Raw genomic sequence first — 22108 nt, forward strand, 5'->3', positions numbered from 1 at the left:
CACCATGCTCTATCCACAGCGCACCCAAACTCGTGATCTGTTTGAACTGAACGGCGTCTGGAATTTCGCCCGCGAGAATTCCGATGCCCCTTACGCGACAGGCTTTGTCGCCGAAAAGCAAGTCGCCGTCCCCGGCAGTTACAACGATCTCTTCACCGAGGAGGCGTTCCGCAATTGGCATGCAGGCGTCTGGTATTCACGCGAGTTTGTGCTGCCGCGCATGTTGAAGAGCGAGCGCATCGTGTTGCGGTTTGGCTCGGTCAGTTATCGCGCGGAGGTTTATCTGAATGGTCAACTACTCGGCGGCCACGAAACCGGCTACACGCCCTTTGAGTTCGACATCACCGATTGTGTTAAATTCGGCGAACCAAATCTACTTTGCGTGCGTGGCGACAACACCTTGTCCAACGAAACGGTCCCCATGGGCAACTTACAGAACTCGCCGGAAGCCGGGCAGTTCGCCGGACAATACCCAGACACGCCATTCGACTTTTTCCCCTACGCGGGCATTCAGCGTCCGGTTGCCATTTATACAACAGCCAAAGACGCATGGCTCGACACCGTCCAAGTCGAAACCACTTACAGTGGAAGTACCGGCCATCTAACTTTGCAATGCAAAGTAAAAGGCAGCGCAACCCAGGCGCGTATCATGGTGCTTGATTCCGAGGCTGAGGCTACGGTGAAAATTAATGACGGCGCATTCGAGGCCGCACTGAGCATTGCCGATGTTGCCCTGTGGGATGTCAACCAGCCCAATCTATACCATGCGAAGATTCAACTGTTCGACTCAGTTGGTAATCTACTCGATGATTACACCCAGCGCTTTGGCGTGCGCACCGTCCTAGTCGAGGGCAACCGCCTCGTACTAAACGGCAAACCCGTTTACCTGCAGGGCTTCGGCCGTCATGAGGATTTCCATATCATCGGCAAAGGGCTGAACGACTCGGTGAATATCCGCGACCACGAACTGCTCAAGTGGATCAACGCGAACTCCTACCGCACCTCGCACTATCCGTATTCCGAAGAGCTCATTCAACTCGCCGATGAACAGGGCATCCTGCTCATTTCTGAAGCGCCGGCAGTCTCGATCAATTTCGACTATGTCAATGAGCAGACCCTCAAGGCACACCTGGATGTGCTTGCGGAGTTGATCGAGCGCGACCGCAACAACCCGTCCGTCATTATGTGGTCCGTCGCGAATGAAGCGACCAGCGACCGCGAAGTAGCGATCCCGTATTTTAAGCAACTGGCCGAGCTTGTGCGCTCCATGGATACAACGCGCCCGGTAACGATGATTACCTGCAAGGGGATGGACGACCTTGTCACCGAGTTTTTCGACGTGATGAGCATCAACGTCTACCCTGGTTGGTACAGCATTCCCGGGCAAGTTGCCGACGCAAAAGTGAACCTTCGCAACGACCTGAAATCGCTGTATGATAAATTTCAAAAACCGATCTTCATCACCGAGTTTGGCGCGGACACGATTGCTGGCCTCCACAGCCTACCTGCCGAACAATGGAGCGAGGAATACCAGACCGAGCTCATCATGGAACTCATCAATGTCATGCGTGAGATGGACTTCGTTATCGGCGAGCACATTTGGAACTTTGCGGACTTCCGCACCGCGCAAAACTTCGTGCGCGTGGGCGGCAACAAGAAGGGCGTCTTCACGCGCGAGCGCCAACCCAAGATGGTCGCGCACTTCCTCAAGCAATTCTGGTCCAAGCCTCGCTACGAATAGTGCGAGCCCCTGGTAAAATCAGCGTTACACGCGCGCGTGGGTTGACCTCGACAATCTTTCCCTCAGCCGAATAATCCAGAAGCCCCCTTCCAAAGTGCGCCGCTAGTTTTGCGATCTGCGCCCTAAGCAGTTTTCACATGGGTATCTCGCCCTGATTTTCAGTTGAGAACAATGACAAACAAATCAACCCTCTACTTCGCAGGTCCCCAGCGATGTGAGAACGGGTAGAAAATAAAGGCGGCGCGTCCAATTACATCATATTCAGGAACCATATTAACCGGCACGCCTGATTCCTTTTCTGCAGGAGTTAGAACCAAATTCTCGTGACCATACCCCCAGAAACGTCCATCAGAACTGTGTGGCGAGTTATCGCCCATGGCGAAAAAATAGTCCTCGGGAATGGTCACTGTTTTGCCATCCGCCAACCACCGGATTTGGCGGTAGCCAGGATAACCTTCTTCACGCGTGGCATTCAGCTCAAATGCTTCAGCGCCTTCAATTGGCTTGCCATTACTCAGTAAGGTATTGCCCTTGATTTCCAGCGTATCGCCAGGCGCTCCGACTAAGCGCTTAATGTAATACCGTTCGTCGGGGACATTAAACGCCCCTGTGCCATCGTCAGTGCGCAATCCGGGAATATTCTCCGTCCGAAAAACGATCGGCGAACCAACCTTTGGCTCCACAAAATTATAGCTGATGCGGTCTACAAAAAGCATGTCGCCGCTGTTGATGTTGAAGTCGAGGATTGCGTCGCCCTCTTCTAGCATAATGCCGGTGTGGATCAGGTAGGCGTTAGACTGCCCAGGATACTGCGAAATCTTATTCTTCGCTTGGTAATCCATGAAGACCTTGGTCAATCCATAGTCCAGCCACGACTCTTCTGGAAACCAGCTTTGCAAAATGACATCCTCCAGCTCGAAGTCACCTGGCGCATCAAAATTTATCACCTCACCGCCAACAACCAGTCGGTAATCACGCTGCATAGACTGGATTTTGCTCAATAGCGGTATCTTGCCGCCCCCCATCGGCTTGTTGGTCGGTACGAAGAATGGCATCACACGGAATCCGTTGATCCCGGCGTCCGTTTGCTGGACATAGACTGGCAGCAATAATTCCCCGCTGTTGGGCGCAGTAATGTAATGGTTGAAATTGCCAAACGCTGAGCCCAAGAGACCTTGGGTTGCGCCGAGGAAAAAACGCTCTGGGAATGACGGACGCGCCTCGGTCGGCGGATAAACCGTGGCGTTCAGACCCGCGTAGGTCGGCCACATGGAATTCGTGGGAATTTTGAACGGTTGGAAAAAATACGTGCGCACGCCAATGGCGAGGATGACGGCGATAATCACCATCTCTACGTTTTCGTTGGCAAACGTCACTGGATAAAGCGCGCCACCGTGCTTTCTCAAGACCTTATCCAAGGTGTCGCGCTCGACCGTCAATTCTTTGTCCGACGCTTTGGCGAGCAGCTTGTCTTCCAGCATTTTGCGAGCTTGAGCGATTTGCGCCAACGCTTCCTCGCTGAGCTCATCCCGCCGATAGCTGACCACCTTGTGCGCATGGCTGAGCAGCATGCGGCATTCTTTGCGCAGTTTCTTCTGTTTGTTGCCAAATAGCCCCATGCTTCAAGTTGGTTTAGTTCGAGGTCTTGAGAATCTTGATGAATGCGTCCTGCGGAATCGACACCTTGCCGATTTGCTTCATGCGCTCCTTGCCCTTTTTCTGCTTTTCGAGCAGTTTGCGCTTACGGGTAATGTCACCGCCATAACACTTGGCCGTCACGTCCTTGCGGAAAGCGCTCAAGGTTTCGCGGGCAATGACCTTGGTGCCGATCACGGCCTGAATCGGCACTTTGAACATCTGTGACGGCAGAATCTCCTTAAGCCTCTCGCACAGCGCCCTCCCCCTGCCCTCGGCTTTTTCTCGGTGCACAATGGATGAAAATGCGTCGACGATCTCGCCGTGGACCATGATGTCCATTTTGACGAGGTCGCTACGCTGGTAGGCGCCCATCTCGTAGTCCATTGAGCCGTAGCCCTTGGTCACGGATTTCAAGCGGTCGTTGAAGTCGATTAGAATTTCGTTCAGCGGCAAGACGCAGACGAGCATAACTCGCGTCACATCAATCGTTTCGGTGTGGTCGCAGTAGCCACGCTTCTCCGAAACCAGCGCCAGAATATCGCCGATATTGTCGCTCGGCGTATGGATCGTTGCGCGGATAGTCGGCTCCTCAATGTACTCGATGGCCGAAGGCTCCGGCATAAAGACCGGATTGTGAACTTCCTTTTCTTCGCCATCGGACAGGCCGACTTTATAAACTACGCTTGGATACGTCGAAATGATGTCGAGGTCATACTCGCGGCGCAGGCGCTCCTGCACAATTTCCATGTGCAACAGACCGAGGAACCCGCAGCGAAAACCAAAACCCAACGCCACCGAGCTTTCGGGCTGAAAGTCCAGGGCGGCGTCGTTCAGTTGCAGCTTGGCCATACTGGCCTTCAGCTTGCCGTAGTCGTTGGTGTCGAGTGGGTAAATGCCGCTGAACACCATCGGGCGCACTTCCTTATAACCCGGCAGCATGTCCTTGGCGGGGTTGGCGCTCAGGGTGATCGTATCACCGATTTTGATTTCGGTCAGCTCCTTGATCGCGGTGACTACATAGCCCGTACGGCCAGCGGACAGCTCCTTCTCGGGCAGCATGCGGGGCGAGAAACGACCCACTTCCTTGACCAACGTTTTCTCGCCGGTGCCCATCATGACGACTTCATCGCCAGCCTTGATTGTGCCAGAGAAAACACGCACGAAGCAAATGACGCCCTTGTAGGTGTCGTAAACGCTGTCGAAAATCAGGCAACGTGCGGCGTCATAATCGGTCCAGCGTGGCGGCGGCAGGCGCTTGGCAACGGCTTCCAAAATTTCTTCGATGCCGATGCCGGACTTGCCGCTGGCGCGGATGGCGTCCTCGCGTGGAATGGCCAACACGTCCTCGATTTGTTGCTCGATGATCTCGGGCTCGGCGCCCGGCAAATCAATCTTGTTGATGACCGGAATGATTTCCAGCCCCTGATCGAGCGCCAGGTGCGCGTTGGCGACAGTTTGCGCCTCAATGCCCTGTGCGGCGTCCACCAGCAGCAGTGCGCCTTCACAGGCCGCCAAGCTGCGGGAAACTTCGTAGGAGAAGTCCACGTGCCCGGGGGTGTCAATCAGGTTGAACAGGTAATCCTTGCCCTCGTGCTTGTAGAGCATCGAGACGGGATGGCTCTTAATGGTGATGCCGCGCTCGCGCTCGAGATCCATCGAGTCGAGCAATTGCGCCTTCATGTCGCGCTGTTCGACGGTGCGGGTGTGCTCCAGTAACCGGTCAGACAAGGTGGTCTTGCCGTGGTCGACGTGGGCGATGATGCAAAAATTGCGAATGTGGTCCGTGGAGCTCATATAGTGGGGTTATTGCGGCAGGTCGGCAAATTCGCTTAGCGACTTAACTGAAGCGTCGCGATCAATGCGCTTGGCAAGGCCGGCCAAAGTGCCGCCCGGTCCGCATTCGTAAAATTCATTCATGCCCAGGGCGATCAGGCCGCGGAAGCAATCCTCCCAGCGAACCGCCGACACAACTTGCTTCACCAACGCTTGCTTGATCTCGGCAGGGGCTTTGATTTCCTGACCAGTCGTGTTGGTGAAGACTGGCATGATCGGAGCGGCAAAGTCCTTTTCTGCAAGGAACGCTTCAAAAGCGTCGGCGGCGGGCTGCATCAGACGGCTGTGGTAGGCGCCCGCAACGTTCAGCGGAATGGCGCGCTTGAAGCCTGCGTCTTGTGCGGCGGCCGTGGCGTTGGCAATCTTGTCCTTGTCGCCGGAAAGCACGGTTTGGCCGGGGCAATTCAAATTCGCAACATCGACATCGTGCGCTGCGGCCAGATCGTAGGCCGCTTGAAGGTCACCGCCGAGGAGGCTGGTCATGCCGCCATTGGTCGATTCACAGGCTTCCTGCATGAGAGCGCCACGTTTGGCGACGATTTCCAGGCCGGTGGCGAAGTCGAACACGCCCGCCAAATGAAGCGCAGTCAGTTCGCCCAAGCTGAGGCCTGCGGCGCCGCCGATTTCTGGCAGCTTGCCCTGCTCGCGCAAAGCGGCGACTACAGCGATGCCGTGCACGTAAAGCGCGGGTTGGCAGACGCGGGTTTCCGTCAAGGTTTCAACTGGTCCTTCAAAACAGACCGTTTTCAAATCCCAGCCCAATACGTCGTTGGCCTGGTCGAAGACTTGTTTCGCTGCTTCGCTGTTCTCGCACAGGGACTTGCCCATGCCGACCGCTTGCGCGCCTTGACCGGAAAAAATGAATGCTACTGCCATAAGGGGTAGAGCATTTCACTGATATCCGGGCACATGAAAAGATTAAAAACGATCCAGGTTCCGGAAATACTTCTCAGAGATGTCCTCCTTGCGCCAAGATTTGGGTGTTTCGGGCTCTGTTTGCGGAGAATTCGCAGGTGTCGCCAAGGCCGTTGGCGCGGTTGGCGCAGTATTCGAATTGCCATTAAGGAGTGGTTGCTTTCGGTCAACTGAACTCGCGGCCTGTCGCCAGGAATTACTGACTGGCGCGACAGGCTCACGCATGCCTGGCGTAGCTGGCGCCATCGCGCTTGTCGTGGCGTCAGCAAGATTGAGTTGCTGCAAATAAGGATTCTGCCGAGGCTGCGTATTGACTGAGACAATTGGCTCGCGCGACGTAGTCCAACCGCGGGTAAAATCCATCAGCGGAGATTGGCCTTGTCCTGCGAGCGGCTCTCCCCAATCAAGTTCGATTGCCGGCTTGGCTGGCGTGTCATTCCCCTTCGCTTGCTCCAAACGGGCAAAGTGATCCACAAAGAGCGTCGGGGAATAAATGCTGGCGCGCTTTTCTTCGAGCTCCAGCAGTTCCTCTTCGGATAAATTTGCCTCCGGCTTGTAGTCGCCTGTGAGCTTTTGGACGCCTACCGTCAGCCAATCTTTCTGCTCGCGGCGTAAAACCAAATCGGTCTCCGTGCTAGACTCAGCTTCGGTTAATGAAATGCCCGGTTTTACGCCTAAATCACGTGTCAGCTGATCGCTGGGCAATGCCTCGGCAGCGGAATTCAATGTCTCATTGGATTGAGACTGATCACCGCGTAAATAAGCCGAGCGCGACTGATTATGCGCCTTGGCGCCCGCAGTTTGCTCACTGGTTTCCGCCGGCAGCGCCGTAAGCGCGCCCAAGCCGAGCATGACTGCCACGAGTATGCGCATTTTGATTAGGGGGTGTCTGGAAATTAAAAATGTGATGGTGCGCGAGAAAATGAATGCAGCACAAGGCGGCCATACACTCATGGGCTGGAAGCCCATGAGTGTATGGCCAACGCAGTGACCTTTCATTTTCTCCGCATCAACCGACGGAAGGGTTTTTTCGTTCAACTTCGTTGCCTTGCGGGCCACAGGCTTCCAACCTTGTGCCCCACAATCCGCCTCGTTAAACAAAAGAATCCTTACCGCCATCTATTTTTTAATTTACAGACACTCCCTCTAGCCCACCAAGCCGCCGGTGCTCAGGAAGATGCCCTTCAGGTTCATCTCGAGCGCCTTCGGGTTCGGCGATGATTCCAAGCCATCTGCACGTGACACCAGGCCAGCCTTGATCAGGCGGTAAAGGTCGCGGTTGAAGGATTTCGAGCCGGACTCGTCGTTGCCATCGATGACGCCGTTGATCTTCTGGAACTCGCCGTCTTCAATGACCGTTCGGCCCAAACTGTCGATCACGAACAACTCCACACAGGGCACGCGTCCACCTTCAATGCCAGGGATCAGCTTTTGGGTGATGGTGCCGCGCAGCGTGCTCGCAATCTGGCGACGCATCGAGTGCTGTTGCTCAACCGGGAAGAACTCGAACAAGCGCTGAACCGCTTGTTGGGCGCTACCGGCGTGCAGTGTGCCGAACACCAAGTGGCCCGTTTCCGCCGCATGCAGAGCCGTTTCGAAAGTCGATTTATCACGCATTTCCCCGATCAGGATGACGTCCGGGTCCTGACGCAGAACCGCCTTCAGTCCATGATGGAACGTCGGCGCATCAATGCCGATTTCGCGCTGATTGAAGACCGATTTCTTGTCCGAATAGTTGAATTCAATCGGGTCTTCGAGCGTCACGATGTGCTTGTCGTAGTTCTCGTTGATGTAGTCGAGCATCGCCGCAAGCGTAGAGCTCTTACCGGAGCCAGTGGCGCCGCAAACGAGCACAATGCCGTCCTTATGCGTGCAGAATTTCTTGAACTGGTCCGGGTCGTGATTGAGGTCTTCAAAGGTTGGCGGAGTGTCTTTAACGTGACGAAAAACAATGCTCGGCACGCCGCGCTGGTAGAATCCGTTGACACGAAAACGCCCCAGACCGAGCTCTTCGAGGTCATAACAATAGTCGACTTGGTTGTCGTTTTTCCAGCTCTCGTAAAATTGCTCCGGCACGCTTTGCTCGATAAATTCGAGAATCTGCTCGTGGCCCAACGGGTCCATATCCACGGGCTCCAAGTGTCCGTGGAGGCGCAAATAGGCCGGTTTTTCGGTCTTAATGTGAATGTCGCTGGCGCCGTTTTCGACGGCAAGCTGTAGTAGGCTGTTGAATAATTCGATGGACTCGGACATGGCGCAGGTTTGAGTTTTACAAAATACCGTTGTCATGGGCGGCTCCTTCGCAATAAGTAGCCGCGCATATAACTTAAATAGCTTAAAAGAACCTCGAATGAACACAACCCAATTCTATGGCGTTCACACCGCGCTCGTCACTCCAATGCAGAATGACGGCTCTGTCGCTTACGACGAGCTTTCCGCGCTGGTGGAAAAGCAGGTCGCCGAAGGAATCAATGGCCTCGTCGCCGTCGGCACGACTGGCGAGTCCCCCACCCTCGATCACGACGAACACAGCCAGGTCATTCAAACCGTGGCCGACGCCGCAGCGGGCAAAGTCCCTGTCCTCGCGGGCACGGGCTCCAATTCCACGACCGAGGCAGTCTCGCTGACCAAGCGCGCCGCCGCCAACGAGCGCGTCACCGGCATGCTGGTCGTTGCGCCGTATTACAACAAGCCGAGCGCTGAGGGCCTCTTCCGCCACTTCAGCGCCATTGCTGAGTCGACCGACAAGCCGATCATCCTTTACTCGATTCCCGGCCGCTGCGGCATCGACATCCCGGTCGACGTCTGCGCCCGTCTCTACGAAAAGTACCCCCACGTTTGCGGCATCAAGGAAGCAGGTGGTCAATCCAGCCGCGTGGCCGCCCTGGCGCAAAAGCTGGGCGACGACTACCTGATCCTCTCCGGTGACGACGGCCTCACCCTGCCCTTCATGTCCTTTGGCGCCAAGGGCGTCATCAGCGTAGCTTCGAACTTCGTGGTCAAGGAGCTCGTCGAAATGGTCCAGCTTTGCCTGAAGAACGACTTTGCCGCTGCCGACAAAATCAACCGCCGCTTCCAGCCGCTCTTTGGCGACCTCTTCATCCAGCCCAATCCCGTCCCCTGTAAGGTGGCGATGCAAAAGCTTGGCATCATCTCGTCGTCGGCCGTCCGCCTGCCACTCTGCGAAATGACCGCCGCAACCGAGGCCCAACTCTTGGCGACGCTCAAGGCTGTCGGCTATTAAAAGTTAATTATCAAAGGTCGATTATCGATTTTCAGTTTTCGATTTGGGCGAGCCCAATTCAATTGATAATCGACCACTGACAACTGACCATTGAAAATTATTCAGCATCATGGCGCTTAAAGTATTACTAGTTGGAGCCAAGGGCCGCATGGGCCAGGCTATCTCTAAGGCTGCTCCCGAGAGCGACGCGGTCATCCTCGCTGCCTACGATCAGGGCGACAACCCCGCCGGCTGCATTGCCGACTGCGATGTCGTCATCGACTTCTCATTCCACGAAGTGACGCCCGTCGTCGCCAAGCTCGCCGCCGAGCACGGTAAGCCGATGGTTATTGGCGCCACTGGGCACACCGCCGCGGAGCGCGAAGTCATCCTCGAGGCCGCAAAGTCGATCCCCATGGTTTGGGCCGGTAATTTCTCCATCGGCGTCAACGTGCTGTTTCACTTGGTCGGCAAGGCTGCGAAGCTGCTGTCCGCCGAATACGAGGCAGAGATCATCGAAATGCACCACCACAGCAAGATCGACGCGCCCAGCGGCACCGCCGAGCGCCTGATCGAGCAAGTCCTCGATGCCCGCGGCCTGACCCGCGACAACCTCCAGCATGGCCGCGAAGGCAATATCGGCGCGCGTCCGCAAAACGAAGTCGGCGTGCATGCCGTCCGTGGCGGCAGCATTGTGGGCGACCACGAGGTCCTCTTCGCCGGCCCGCATGAGCGCATTTCCCTGAGCCACCACGCCGAAGACCGCGGCATCTTCGCCCGCGGCGCCATCCACGCCGGACACTGGGTCCTCGGCAAGGCCCCCGGCGTCTACAACATGGAAGACGTCCTCGGATTGAGGGGGTAATTTTCCTCATTGTTTAGAAAAAATGCCCATTGAAGACATTCGGATTCCCTCGATTGAAAACCTCAAAGATTTTAAGGTTTCAAAATGGCATGTTCGCGAGGGGCAAAAAATTGTCGCTGGCGACATCATTGCAGAGTTGGAGTCCGACAAGGCCACCATCGATTTGGAGGTATTTTCCAATGGAAAGATACACCTAATCGCAGAGGCCGGTGCGGTTCAAGAGTCAGGCCAAATCATTGCCAAGATCGCGTGCACAATTGAAGAATATGACCAAGTGTCGAAAGAGATTAAGATCATAAATACGTCTACCGCTTTCGATGCGCGCGACATCGCAAAGCTGGATCAGTGTCGCAGCTTACTTTCTCGGGAAGAATTTCTGAGCAACCTCCTAAAGCAAGCTTTGCAAGAATACGCAGAATAGGCTTTTTTAATACATCATCATCCACAAAGCGTCCCACTAATACTTACCCCCGCCACCGCGATGTGCGGCAGGATGATGAATGGCGAAGTCTTTTCTGCTCCTTATACAATGACCTTGGCATCGCTGCTCGGCGTGCAGGGTTAATTTAAGAACTGTAACAGGCACCACACCGCGACCCCAATCGTATAGGCAATCCACGGCGTGAGGCATGCAATCATCAGGATTACGAAAAACGCTTCCTTCTGCTTGCGACGCTGATTCCACAATTCGCGCTCAGTGAGTTGCTGTGTCATGTGGTATAATCTAACTAACTCACTTTTCGTCTGTTGGCAAGTGTATGCGAGCAAGCGATATTCCTTTTGCCTGCAACTTTTGCTTTGTGTCTTCCACGCCTATTTGCGGCAATTACAGACAATGATTGCCTACCTCCAAGGGAAAGTTGCGGATGCGACGCCGCTGAGCGCTATTATCGACGTGAATGGCGTCGGGTATTACGTGATGGTCCCCGTGACCACCGCCGAAAAGCTGCCCGCCATCGGCCAGGAAACCAAGATTTGGACCGTGGCCGTTTACCGCGAGGATTCGGCCTCGCTCTATGGCTTTGCCAGCACCGATGAGCGCGATTTCTTCCGCCTGCTGATGGAGAAAGTGTCCGGCATCGGCCCAAAGACGGCGATTAGCATTTTGAGTAAGCTCAGCGTGCCGATGCTGCGGCAAACCATCGCCAATGGCGACGTGGCGCTGCTTTCGAAGTGCCCAGGCATTGGTAAGAAAACCGCTGAGCGCCTCATTGTGGAGCTTAAGGACAAGGTTGGCGTGATCGGTTCGCCGTCGACGCCTTCGGCCGCGCCAGGCGCAGTCTCCAACGAGCCAGTAGCCTCCACGACCATCATGGATGCAGTTGCCGCACTGATCGCCCTGGGCTACAAGGCCGACACGGCGGATAAATCCGTCCGCAAGGCAGCGGGCAAGCTCGGCGATTCCGCCACCACCGAAGAACTCATCCGCGCCGCCCTCAACTGAGGCAGCGTCCCGCTGCACCGTCGGATGCCTTGCATCCGGGCAACGTGCCGTTGCATCCAAAGATTTGGCCAATGGGCAAATGGCGAATCCAACTGACAAAAGGTAGGGCGCAGTCCCGCTCAACGGGACAAGTCGCTGCGTTGCCTCACCGCCGTGGAAGCGACTTCCAGTCGCTTTTACCCAATCCAGTTGAAACTAAAGCGGCAAGATGCCGCTTCTACTTGAGTATGCCGCAGCCTGATGCTCCCTTAACCCATTGATTACCAACGTGAATTATGAGTCAGAGCTACTCACTATTAATATTCGCGCGTTCACTGTTTTTGCTGGCGTTTACCCTCCTAATGGTTAGTATATGCGCGTTCACTTAAAATCGAACATAAAAACACTAAACCGCCATGTTATCATATTCACCATTTTGTGCCCGTCGGCCCGACGATTAGCGCTGCGCTAACCAGTCCAGTCGCTGCTGCTGAGGCATTCAGACGACTCGATCACGGCTCCCGTTGCAACGGAGCTCATTCGCGGTTTGGTTGGGTGTAAAACGACCGAACCGCGACGCTCCCAGGGAAACCTGCGGTTTCATCCATGGATTTTGCTGCGCAAAATGAGTGGATGCCGTACGGTTTTAATTCAGGCCGCGATGGATGAGTCTTATGCCAGTTTGCCGTCCAGAGCAGCGACGTAAAGACGCCGGGCATTGCGCCGCTCGGCGTCAGGCCTGCGAAGCGCCGATTTCGCAGTTCACCCTACCCGTGCGGAAATTTCCGCTAGCGGGCGGGAATCTTGTTCTCTGACAGTTCGAATTTCTTGCAGACATCCCCCCCCCCCCCATCAATGAGGAATGTGGATTTTAGGGATGTGGAATGGTTCCTGTGGCAAATGACGGCAGCCTGATGCAGATGGCTTCGCGGAAATGACTAAAATGTGAAACAGCGTAGCTTGAAAGCGGTTTCTCAATGCCGCACTCCACGCCCGGCATTCTGCGCTCAGACGGGCGTTTTCCAGGGAGTCAGGGTAAGGCCGGATTTCAAGCCCAGGCCGCGCAGTCTTGTTTGGACTGCCCATTGGAAGACTTCCTCGTATTTCGCGGCGGACTGCGCCCAGCCGAGATCCTGCGTCATTGCATTGTGGCGGAGCTTCTTGATTTCGTCCGGGTGGTCCCACCACGTCGCGTTCGCCCAACCAATGGTGTAATACAGCGCGTGAGGACTGCACTCATGGAAACGGAAGCCCGTGCCCTCGCCGCGCCCCGGCGCGTACTGCTGCACACTGTCGACCAGCCCACCAGTTTCGCGGACGATTGGCAGCGTGCCGTAGGCCATGGAATACATTTGGTTCAGCCCGCAAGGCTCGAACCGGCTCGGCATAACAAAGAAGTCGCTGCCTGCCTCGATCAGGTGGGAACGCTCGTTGTTGTAGCCAATGTAGACGCCCATCCGCCCGGGATAACGTCCGGCCAGCTCATTGAACCAGCGCTCCAGGGCCGGGTCGCCCGAGCCCAGCATGACGACCTGCAATTTCATGTCGTTCATGAGGCCGGGAATGATCTCGGCGAACATATCCAAGCCCTTTTGGTCATAGAGGCGGGCAATGGCGGAAAAGATCGGCACATCGGGATTCACTTCGAGCCCAAAGGCTTCCTGCAGGGCCTTCTTGCAAATGTCTTTGCCCTGCATCTTCCGGGGCGAAAAATTGGCCGGAATGAATGGATCCGTCTTGGGATTCCAGGCGTCAGTGTCGATGCCGTTGAGCAGCCCGATTAAGTCCGCCGAACGGTAACGCAGCACGCTGTCGAGACCGCAACCGTACTCCGGGCCTTGAATTTCACGCGAATAATGCGGGCTAACCGTCGTCAATTTGGTCGAGTGATACAGCGCCGCCTTCATCATATTGACCGCGCCCTGATGCTCCAAATTGTCGGGGGTGAAAAGCGCCTGCGGAAGCCCGGCAAAGTCCAGTAATTCACGTCCTGCGCGGCCCTGATGCTGCAGATTATGAATCGTGAACACGCTGGCGGCGTGATGCAGCGGCGTCTGCGCCTCGGTAGTGTTGAGGTAGACCGGGAGCAGCCCAACGCCCCAATCGTGGCAATGAATCACATCGGGCCACCATTGGAAAGCGTGGCAGAAATCAATCGCCGCACGGCAGAGGAACGTGAAGCGCTCTGGGTTGCTGGAGCCGCCGTCGTAAATGCCGCCGCCGTAATACTGATTGTGCTCAATGAAGTAGACCTCAGCCTTGGACTGCGGGTAAGTGGTTTTCCAAAGCTGAGCGTATTCACTGCGCCCCCAACCGAGATGTACGCCAAAGGCGACGGGTAGTTTTTCCCAACCTTCCTTTTCGGCGTCGAGGATTCCGTATTTTGGACAAAGGGTTTTCACCTCATGCCCGCATCGGCTCATCTCCTTGGTAATTGCTCCGGCCACATCGGCCAGCCCTCCGACTTTGGCATATGGCGCCAGCTCAGGCGCGACCTGTAGTATTTTCAGTCGGCGATTCTCCATGTGTCAGTCTATCAATGTGTAGCAGCTTCGGCATCGGGCAACGATCCATCGTCGCCTTGATCATCATCTTCGTCTTCAAAAGTTATGGTGAAGATGGGGAGCAGCGCGAGCAGGAAAACAACCGTTAGCCCCAATACGGAGAAGCCCGCAATGTCGTGCACCGACATGCCAATGACAGGCACGTCTTCATCAATGGCGCCCGCGCCATAGTGATAGGCCCAGGCTGTCAGGAACAGACTGCGGAAAATGTTCATGATGAACGCCAACACGCAGGCAGCGACGAACAACAGCAGCTTTTTCCAAAACTTATCCAGGAAAACAGCCGCCAGGAACGTGCCCGCAAAAATACAGCCTGTCAGGGAGCGCACGCCGGAACAAGCGTCCGCAACCCCCACCCGGCCCTTGGGCATGAGCAGCACATTGCCCTCCCGCACCAGCGAGAAGCCGAGGAAATCGAAGACGTGGTAGACGATGATGGTGACCCACTCCAGCAGGTAGAGCTTCACGGTCGAGTCCAGATACATCACCATGGGGGCGGAAATTAGCCACACCCACGCCGGAAACAGGAACCACATGGTGAAGCTCAAGCGGTGCTTCAGGTCGTAGCGGGCGCCGTTGGCGTCGCGGTCGCTCACGAGGTAGGCAAAGCCCAGGACAATTCCACCAAATCCGGCTGCTAAAGCGAGGCTCCCCTGATTGGAAGGCCCCTGCCCTGCGCGAACCATCGCGCCGACCAGAAACACAAAGAGCGACGCCAGCAAACCCAGCGCGAAACAGGCATTAAAGAAAATGGCCAGAAAATCAGTGGTGGCGCCCTTGGCCTCACCTGCTTCTCCAGTCAGATATTTCTGGATTTTCGGCCAACGGTCATAAACCACATAAGCGGCGAAAAATGGCACCAGATAGCCGAAACTGTAATCCGGGACTGTCGACCAATAGAAGTACTGATCAAACACCACAATACCCGCCATAGCGACTACGATCATGAGGCTGTAGCGCACCATGGGGTCGAGGCGCTTCAGTTCGGCCATGAGGCCGAGCGGTTTTTCGGGGGACTGGGTTTCGGGTTTCGCCATGGAAGAGAAAGAGGCTGAGGAAAAGACTCCCCAAGGATGAGGGCAATAGCAAATCGCTCGGCTTTTGGACCCGGACTTCCTGAGAGTGTTCAGAACAAACCTGTTTAAAATTAGGATTTACAAAAGGGGGACAGGCCCACTTTATCAATGCGGCTTATGAGTTCCGCACCGAACAATCCGCTTACTCCCGAACAAGAAGAAACCCTGCGCGATTCCCTGAAGCGTTGCACGCCAGAGACGATTGAGGCAGCTATTGCCTTCCGCAACCAAGGGGATCTCAGCATGGCTCCGGTGGTTATCATCGGCATCATTCAGCGCTTCTGTGAACCAGATGTCCGCCCGAAACTGAAGGAAGAGGGCTCAGACGATTTGCAGATCATGGACGATCTAGGCCTTGATTCGCTAACGATGGTGGACGTTGTCATGCTCGTTGAGGAGTCGCTCGACATCACCATCGACAACGAAGAACTCGGCGACCTGAAGACCATTGGCGACGTCAAGGAATTCGTGAAGCGCAAGCTCTCCGCCTAAGCCGTCCCATGCCGACTACTATTGACGCGCGTGTCATTGCAGAGACCCTGCCCCACGCCGATCCATTTCTCTTTGTCGAAGAGGCCACCGTTGAGGGGCGGCAGATTTCTGGCAGCTATCAAATAACCGGCCAGGAGGATTTCCTACGCGGCCACTTCAAAGGCAACCCAGTTTTCCCGGCGTCCATCATGTTGGAGGCCTTGGGGCAATTGGCGGTGGTTTACCTGCTATTGGCCGAAGATGAATCCCTGACGGCTAAAGTCGATCCGGGCCGCATCCTGTTTACCGCGTGCGACGGCGTGCGCTGTTCCCGTGTGTGCAAGCCCGGCGATAAGCTGGAAATGCAGGTCAAAGCGCGTCGCATCCGCCATCCAGGAGCGACCTTTGAAGGCAAAATTCTCGTCAACGGCGAAAAGGCGGTTTTTGCCGAGGAAATCTCGCTCAAGTTTGATTACGCCGGGTAAATAAGCGCTTCAGTTGGCGGAATAATTCCGCTCCTCAAGTCTCTCCTTTAAAAAGAGCCATTGTCAGGCGGCCAAACGCCGTCCATATTCCACGACCATGCCAAGAGTAGCCATTACAGGGCTGGGTTTTATCACCAGCATTGGAAATGATCGCGCCACCGTGACCGACAGCCTCAAGGGGCTTAAGCACGGCATCGCCCTTACCGACGAGTTTCTGGAAAAGGACCCCGTCCACTTGCTGGGCACGATCAAGGACTTTGACTGCTCCTCCATGGACGTCGAGGACTGGACCATTCCCAAGCCTTACAAAATCCGCCGCGAACACCTGCGCAGCATGTCGCCGCACGTGCTTTATGCGCATTGTGCGTTGTTGCAGGCCATCGAGGACGCGGGCTTGAGCGAAGAGGAAATTTCCAACCGCGAGACTGGCATGTTCACGGCTTCCGCTGGTTCCGCTCGCGGCATGCATTACAACATTGCCCGCATGAATCAGGTGGGCGTAAACCGCGTTTCCCCAATGGCAGTCGTTTCCTCAGTGGTCGGCGCCCTGTCGTTCAACATGGTGGCGAGCTTCCAGATATTGGGCTCCTCGTGCGGGTTTGCTTCAGCTTGCGCATCCTCGGGTCATGCCGCTGGTTTTGCTTACGATGAAATCGCCCTAGGACGGCAGAAGCGCATGTTTGTCGTCGGCGCCGAAGACGGCAATCGCGAGGCAATCCTGCCTTTCGCCGGCATGCGCGCACTCTCGCTGACGACTGATCCCGACATTGCCTCCCGTCCATTCGACAAGGATCGCAACGGCTTCGTTGGCACCGGCGGCGGCGTGGTCATGGTGCTCGAAGAGCTCGAAACCGCCAAGGCGCGCGGCGCCAAAATCTACGCCGAAATGATCGGCTGGGGACAGTCTTCGGATGGCTATAATGTGGCGATTTCTCACCCGGAAGGTCATGGCCTGGCCGAGGCCATGAACATTGCCATGCGCAGTGCGCAAATCAACCCTAGCGACGTCAACTACGTCAATGCGCACGCGACATCCACTTCGATTGGCGACTTGTCGGAGGTTCAGGCCTTGCGTAAGGCTTTCCCGAATGATCGCCCCAAAGTCAGCAGCACCAAAGCCCTGACCGGCCACGGATTGTCGCTGGCCAGTGTGATGGAGGCTGGCTTCACCGCGATATCGATGCATGAAAACTTCACCCTCGGCTCGGCGAATATCACCGAAGTCGACCCGAAGATCGAGGACGTGGACATCCTCACCGAAAATCTTGACCGAGCGCCCGATATCGCCCTGAAAAACAGCAGCGGCTTTGGCGGCGCCAATGTCACACTCGCCCTAAAGAAATACAAGGGCTAGAGAGCACTTTTCATCGAACTTGGCCGATCAGGCCGCAGTGATTTTTCGCGTCCAGCAAGGCGGCTTGAGCGCGGTAGGCTGGAAGCCTCTGAGCGAAAAGCCAACGCTGCTGGTGCGGAAAAACACTCGGTTGGAGCCTTGTGGCCAGATTAGAAGTTCGCTGCGTTGGCATTTCAATCACCGGCTAGCGACGGCTAGCCTCCGTGCGTTCCTTTTCTTCGCGCGCCATTTCCAGGCTTTCCACAAAGACTTCCGGTTGCCCGTTGAAGTTGTTGCGGATGAGTTTCTGGTCTGACAGTGCGTTGAGCGAGAATTGCAATCCGTGGCAGTTGATGCAGGCGGCGCGGACCATTTTATCGTTCGGGCGCAGGCTGTTGTTCTGGTTGTGGTCGACGCGCACCAGTGTCTCGCCGAATTTAGACACTTCAACACGGGGCAAGTGGCAGGTGGCGCAGGACACCGCTTCATTAGGCGTGCGAAGCCCTTCCTTGGCTTGCGTGAATAGATCGAAATGCGGCGATTCCTTGTAGGCAAGTGAATGGTCGTCATTGTGGCACTGCAAGCAGGCGTCCACGGCGGCAAACGTCGTATTGAACTCATGGCTGCTGTGGCAAGACATGCAGGAGAGTTCAAAATGCGCGGCCTCAGACTTCATCGGCAGGCGCGCCATGCCTGGCGTCATCGGACTCAAACCACGGGCCAGTCGCATACCGTGCCGTCCTTCCAGAAAGCCTTTCACTTCGTAGTCGTGGCATTTCTGGCAAGACTCGTAGTTGGGCTTGTCGACCCAGACCATGGCGCCGGTCTCGGCGTTGGGCATGTCATGACAGGCTCGGCAATTGACCCCAGCGGCGGCGTGCGAGGTGGCCGACCAGTCGTGGAGAATTTCCTGGCTGACCTTGAGCTCATGGGGGTATTCCGCCCTCGCCGCTTCCAGCGCTTCGCTGCGATCGCCATAGTGCGCCATGTAATAATCTCGCACACGCTGATAAGCCTCGGGCTTGAAGTCGGGTTCATCCAAATGATCGACGAGAAACCGTTCGTAAAGCCCGGTGTTGTCATGGAAATTGTGGCAACCGGCCGTCGCACAGGTGTCGAATCCCATGCCTTGGTGGGTGGGACGTTCTTCAGCAATGTTTTCGTGGCAATGGTAGCAGTAATCGGTCGGCAGCGTGAGCCCCATTTCACCCGTTAATTCCGGTTGGTGCTCTCGGTGGCATGTGATGCAGTAGCGGGCATCGAGGTGCGCCAAGCGCTCGGCGTTGCGCGGGTCCCTAAACTTGATCACCGGATGCGAGTCGTCGACGCGCTCTAATTCCTCGGCATGGCATTCGTTACAGGACTCCTGCTTGACGCCCATATTTGGCGTGTGACAGGCCGCACAATCGAGTTCGATCTGGTAGTGGCCGTGCGTCGTGACGCCAGGCATCAATACCTGCTCATGCCCGCCTTGCAGCGCAAAGCCCAGGTAACCGCTGAGCGCAAGAACGCCGAGTATCCAATACCAATTGCCTTTGAGAAAAGTCTGCATCAGTAGATATAAACCTTGGCAATGTGAAACCCGAGCAACACGGGATACGGTGCGAAAAACAGGAGGTGCGACTTGAGCGCCCAGCGCCGCATGCGCATGCCCAAATAGCCGTCAAATCGCTTTTCAGCCGCGACTGCGATTGCAGCAAGCGCCCCGGCGAGATTCAGGCCAAGGAAACAAATCATCAGCCAGAGGTTGAGGTTTTCACCGAGATGTAGGCCGGTGTGGAAAAACAGTACGACAATGGTCGTTACCCCCAGCCAGGAATGCGCCGCACGCCAAAAACCGTAGTTGCCAAAGGACAGGAATTTAATCCGCTTCCGCGCCGAAAGCAGAAGCGCAATGGCGGATATTCCCGCCAGCGTATAGCCTGAAATTTGCTTGGTTAGCGAGTCGGTCCAGATTCGGGTTAGCTGGTAGTAGCTGCTTTGCACTGTATCGGAGGCAGGTAGCCCCGGAATGCACATGAAAGCCAGAGCGAGGATCGCCCCCAAAACCGCTGAGATGATCAGCAACCATCTCCCCCGGGGGGAGCCAGCAGCGGCAATGGCCTGGGCGTCTTCGCCGACAAACTCTGCCAACTGCGGCAAACAGGAGCCGCAAACGCGACCCGCGCCAGTTTGCGCACCGAGTTCCTTGACCGTGGAGCAACCGCCCGCCACGGCTTTGCGCAGGACGCCGCAGTTGGTATTCGTGCAGTGACAGACCAAGGCGCTATCCGGCCAATTGAGCACCGATTGCTCGGACGAATCGGTGAAAATATCACCATCTCGGACAAACGCTTCCGCCACGCGCTGGGAATTAGAGCGCTTTTCGCGAACGGCGCGCTCAACGAGCATGGTTTTGTCCCACGGCCCCACGATGGTCGCCCCAACAATGTGCCCAAGCCGAGTGACAATGGCGCGATAAACGTTCTCCCCACGATAAATATGGGTAGTGCCCTCGCCCATGAAGTCGCCGAACACGCTGACTTCGACGCCCAGCAACTTCAGGCGACAGGACTGATCACTGCCGCGGTAGTATTCGTTTTTACCAGCAAAGCGCGCGGCGAGCACATCGGCCTGCTGGTATGCCGGCGCCACGATCCCATACACCACCCCATGGTGCGAAACACATTCGCCAATGGCATAGATGCTGGGATTATTGGTGCGCAATTCATCGTCGATGATCACCCCACCGCTCCGAACGCCCGTGGGCAAGTCGGCCTGAACCGCCAGCTCATCGCGGGGCCGTATGCCCGCCGCCAGCACCACCAAATCGACTGTCTGCGGGTCTCCCTGATCAAACAAGACGCGGAGCCGGCCCGCCTCCGGTTCGATCTTCTGGGTCCGCGTTGTGAGGCGGACACTGATGCCGCGTTGAGCGACTTCGCGTAGCAAATAGCTGGAGCTGTCTGGCGTCAACTGACGGCTCATTAAGCAATTGGCGCTGTGCACGATGCAGGTTTCCAGCCCCATGCGACGCATGGTGTCCGCTGCTTCCAAGCCCAGTAGTCCACCGCCAACAACAAGGCATCGCTGCCCTTGCTTGGCCGAAGCTTTAATCTTTTGGACATCCTCCAGCGTCCGGTAGACAAAGACATTCGGAGATCGGACGCCCTCGATCTCCGGAATAAATGGACGACTGCCAGTAGCCAGAACGCAATCTCCGTAGGCTGTCTTTGCCCCATCCTGATCTATCAGCGTTTTCGCAGCGGCATCGATCTCGATGATAAACTTTGTTGGGCGGCGTTCGATGCCATTCGCTGCGTACCAATCCGCTTTGGCGAGCAGGAGCTCATCAGGGTCATCGAGGTAGAAAGCTTTGGTCAGGTTGACTCGATCATAAGCCGGGCGTGGCTCTTCGCCAAATATGATGATCGGACGCTTTTTATTTACCCCGCGTTCAACGAGCTGTTGGCAAAGACGCCAACCAGCCATGCCATTGCCGATGATCGCAATCGGCGACTCATCTGTTTTATGAGTGCGCATCGTGATGTCGCCAAAATCGCAGGATTGCCGGTGCGGTCATTTGATGGCTGCCGTGTTGTGCTGAGAGTGCATCGCCTACCACATCCATGACCCGGAGCGCATGAACGCTCCAGGCCTGATGCTGACTACATTTACCAACCGCAACCATTCATGGCGTTGAGGGTGCGGCGGGAAAAGTCGGTTAAATGGTTAAGCAATTGCTTTGCCTAAAACATCAGCACGGACGCTTTCGGCAATGCCAGCCGCCTCGGCGATGAGGTCGCTGGGCACGCCCAGCTCAGTCAAAGTGGCGCCAAGGTTTTCAACCACTGCGTCAAAGTGGGTGTCGTTCAGGCCCATTTCCTTGACCAAGTGCGCGTGCGCCGGACCCATACTACGGCCAGAGTATTGACTGGGACCGCCAAAAGCAAAGGTGAGAAACTTCTTTTGGTGATCGCGCATCTTGTCCATGTCGATCCCCACAAAGAAGTGTTTGATGCGATCATCGGCGAGGACCTTCACGTAAAAAATGTCGACTGCGGCGTCTATGGCGGGCTCCCCGCCGAGTTTATCGTATAATGTGCTCATTGGTAATGCTATCGTTGTTCGGTTTGGTTACTGGCTGGCATGAACCACAAAATCCACACACAGCTTAATTTGTTCGTCGGTTAATTCGGTAAAGCCGCCTTTAGCGGGCATCACGAGCATCTGTGGCCCGGAAAATCCGTTAATTGCGTGCTGATAGAGGATTTCTTTTCCCTGTGCTATCCGAGGCGCCCATGCCTTCTGGTCGCCTATTTTAGGCGCTCCGCCAAGTCCGCTAATGTGGCATTGGCCACAGCGCGGAACCCAGAGCTCACGACCTTCGATCAAGGCGGGATCACTTAGCTTGAGCGCCATTGGGTCGAAAAGCTTAGGTTTTTCCGCCTTGGGTTCTGATACCGCAACTGGCTTTGCCTCCTGGCCACACCCGCTCACAAGGAGCAGGCAGGCCAGCAGACATACAGCAGACCATGCACTTTGCTGCACAAAGCTCATGT

20 protein-coding genes are annotated in these 22108 nt (G+C 56.0%); 8 read left to right on the forward strand and 12 right to left on the reverse strand.

What is annotated here, in order from left to right:
• The first annotated feature begins 4 nt into the window (after nucleotides 1-4).
• Nucleotides 5-1741, forward strand: a complete 1737-nt coding sequence (gene uidA, locus RBB63_RS00050; protein ID WP_309379826.1) for a beta-glucuronidase — start codon at nucleotides 5-7, stop codon at nucleotides 1739-1741.
• Nucleotides 1742-1932: 191 nt separating this feature from the next.
• On the opposite strand, the gene lepB is transcribed toward uidA, so the two are convergent.
• The 5 genes from lepB to RBB63_RS00075 form a co-directional block, all read right to left on the reverse strand.
• Nucleotides 1933-3360, reverse strand: coding sequence for a signal peptidase I (lepB, locus tag RBB63_RS00055; RefSeq protein WP_309379828.1), 1428 nt, complete (start codon nucleotides 3358-3360; stop codon nucleotides 1933-1935).
• A 13-nt stretch (nucleotides 3361-3373) separates the two neighbouring features.
• Nucleotides 3374-5173, reverse strand: coding sequence for a translation elongation factor 4 (gene lepA, locus RBB63_RS00060; protein ID WP_309379830.1), 1800 nt, complete (start codon nucleotides 5171-5173; stop codon nucleotides 3374-3376).
• A gap of 9 nt (nucleotides 5174-5182) precedes the next feature.
• Nucleotides 5183-6088, reverse strand: coding sequence for an ACP S-malonyltransferase (gene fabD / locus RBB63_RS00065; RefSeq protein ID WP_309379832.1), 906 nt, complete (start codon nucleotides 6086-6088; stop codon nucleotides 5183-5185).
• Between the two features lie 42 nt (nucleotides 6089-6130).
• Complete coding sequence (locus RBB63_RS00070) at nucleotides 6131-7000, reverse strand: hypothetical protein (protein ID WP_309379834.1); 870 nt, start codon at nucleotides 6998-7000, stop codon at nucleotides 6131-6133.
• A gap of 273 nt (nucleotides 7001-7273) precedes the next feature.
• Entirely contained in the window at nucleotides 7274-8380 is a 1107-nt protein-coding gene (locus RBB63_RS00075) for a type IV pilus twitching motility protein PilT (protein ID WP_309379836.1), read from the reverse strand.
• A 97-nt stretch (nucleotides 8381-8477) separates the two neighbouring features.
• Between RBB63_RS00075 and dapA the strand changes: the two genes are divergently transcribed.
• The 3 genes from dapA to RBB63_RS00090 all read left to right on the forward strand — a co-directional run bounded on the left by dapA (nucleotide 8478) and on the right by RBB63_RS00090 (nucleotide 10636).
• Nucleotides 8478-9371, forward strand: a complete 894-nt coding sequence (dapA, locus tag RBB63_RS00080) for a 4-hydroxy-tetrahydrodipicolinate synthase (RefSeq protein WP_309379838.1) — start codon at nucleotides 8478-8480, stop codon at nucleotides 9369-9371.
• 109 nt (nucleotides 9372-9480) lie between these two features.
• Nucleotides 9481-10215: a 4-hydroxy-tetrahydrodipicolinate reductase gene (dapB, locus tag RBB63_RS00085; protein WP_309379839.1), complete on the forward strand. Its 735-nt coding sequence runs from the start codon at nucleotides 9481-9483 to the stop codon at nucleotides 10213-10215.
• A 22-nt stretch (nucleotides 10216-10237) separates the two neighbouring features.
• On the forward strand, nucleotides 10238-10636 hold the full coding sequence (locus RBB63_RS00090; protein WP_309379841.1) for a lipoyl domain-containing protein: 399 nt from the start codon (nucleotides 10238-10240) through the stop codon (nucleotides 10634-10636).
• Nucleotides 10637-10776: 140 nt separating this feature from the next.
• On the opposite strand, the gene RBB63_RS00095 is transcribed toward RBB63_RS00090, so the two are convergent.
• Complete coding sequence (locus tag RBB63_RS00095; protein ID WP_309379843.1) at nucleotides 10777-10929, reverse strand: hypothetical protein; 153 nt, start codon at nucleotides 10927-10929, stop codon at nucleotides 10777-10779.
• 121 nt (nucleotides 10930-11050) lie between these two features.
• On the opposite strand from RBB63_RS00095, the gene ruvA reads away from it, so the two are divergent.
• On the forward strand, nucleotides 11051-11659 hold the full coding sequence (ruvA, locus tag RBB63_RS00100; RefSeq protein WP_309379845.1) for a Holliday junction branch migration protein RuvA: 609 nt from the start codon (nucleotides 11051-11053) through the stop codon (nucleotides 11657-11659).
• 986 nt (nucleotides 11660-12645) lie between these two features.
• Here ruvA and RBB63_RS00105 read toward each other — a convergent pair.
• Nucleotides 12646-14163 (reverse strand): glycogen synthase, encoded by a 1518-nt coding sequence (locus RBB63_RS00105; RefSeq protein ID WP_309379847.1) that lies wholly within the window; start codon nucleotides 14161-14163, stop codon nucleotides 12646-12648.
• A gap of 11 nt (nucleotides 14164-14174) precedes the next feature.
• Nucleotides 14175-15239: an exosortase/archaeosortase family protein gene (locus RBB63_RS00110; RefSeq protein ID WP_309379850.1), complete on the reverse strand. Its 1065-nt coding sequence runs from the start codon at nucleotides 15237-15239 to the stop codon at nucleotides 14175-14177.
• Nucleotides 15240-15395: 156 nt separating this feature from the next.
• Between RBB63_RS00110 and RBB63_RS00115 the strand changes: the two genes are divergently transcribed.
• The 3 genes from RBB63_RS00115 to RBB63_RS00125 all read left to right on the forward strand — a co-directional run bounded on the left by RBB63_RS00115 (nucleotide 15396) and on the right by RBB63_RS00125 (nucleotide 17588).
• Nucleotides 15396-15770: an acyl carrier protein gene (locus tag RBB63_RS00115; RefSeq protein ID WP_309379852.1), complete on the forward strand. Its 375-nt coding sequence runs from the start codon at nucleotides 15396-15398 to the stop codon at nucleotides 15768-15770.
• A gap of 8 nt (nucleotides 15771-15778) precedes the next feature.
• On the forward strand, nucleotides 15779-16234 hold the full coding sequence (locus tag RBB63_RS00120; RefSeq protein ID WP_309379854.1) for a 3-hydroxyacyl-ACP dehydratase FabZ family protein: 456 nt from the start codon (nucleotides 15779-15781) through the stop codon (nucleotides 16232-16234).
• Between the two features lie 97 nt (nucleotides 16235-16331).
• Nucleotides 16332-17588 carry a beta-ketoacyl-[acyl-carrier-protein] synthase family protein gene (locus RBB63_RS00125; protein ID WP_309379856.1) on the forward strand — a complete coding sequence of 419 codons (1257 nt, stop codon included), beginning with the start codon at nucleotides 16332-16334 and terminating at the stop codon, nucleotides 17586-17588.
• Nucleotides 17589-17772: 184 nt separating this feature from the next.
• Here the strand turns inward: RBB63_RS00125 and RBB63_RS00130 are convergent, their stop codons facing one another.
• The 4 genes from RBB63_RS00130 to RBB63_RS00145 form a co-directional block, all read right to left on the reverse strand.
• Nucleotides 17773-19119, reverse strand: a complete 1347-nt coding sequence (locus tag RBB63_RS00130; protein WP_309379857.1) for a cytochrome c3 family protein — start codon at nucleotides 19117-19119, stop codon at nucleotides 17773-17775.
• Nucleotides 19119-21089, reverse strand: a complete 1971-nt coding sequence (locus tag RBB63_RS00135; RefSeq protein ID WP_309379859.1) for an FAD-dependent oxidoreductase — start codon at nucleotides 21087-21089, stop codon at nucleotides 19119-19121. The genes RBB63_RS00130 and RBB63_RS00135 overlap by 1 nt, the downstream gene beginning before the upstream one ends.
• A gap of 189 nt (nucleotides 21090-21278) precedes the next feature.
• On the reverse strand, nucleotides 21279-21656 hold the full coding sequence (locus tag RBB63_RS00140; protein WP_309379861.1) for a group I truncated hemoglobin: 378 nt from the start codon (nucleotides 21654-21656) through the stop codon (nucleotides 21279-21281).
• A 27-nt stretch (nucleotides 21657-21683) separates the two neighbouring features.
• A complete protein-coding gene (locus RBB63_RS00145) occupies nucleotides 21684-22106 on the reverse strand; it encodes a c-type cytochrome (RefSeq protein WP_309379863.1) in 423 nt (140 codons plus the stop codon).
• Nucleotides 22107-22108: the final 2 nt, after the last annotated feature.

The organism is Cerasicoccus frondis (assembly GCA_031296915.1).
Classification (GTDB): Bacteria; Verrucomicrobiota; Verrucomicrobiia; order Opitutales; family Cerasicoccaceae; genus Cerasicoccus; species Cerasicoccus frondis.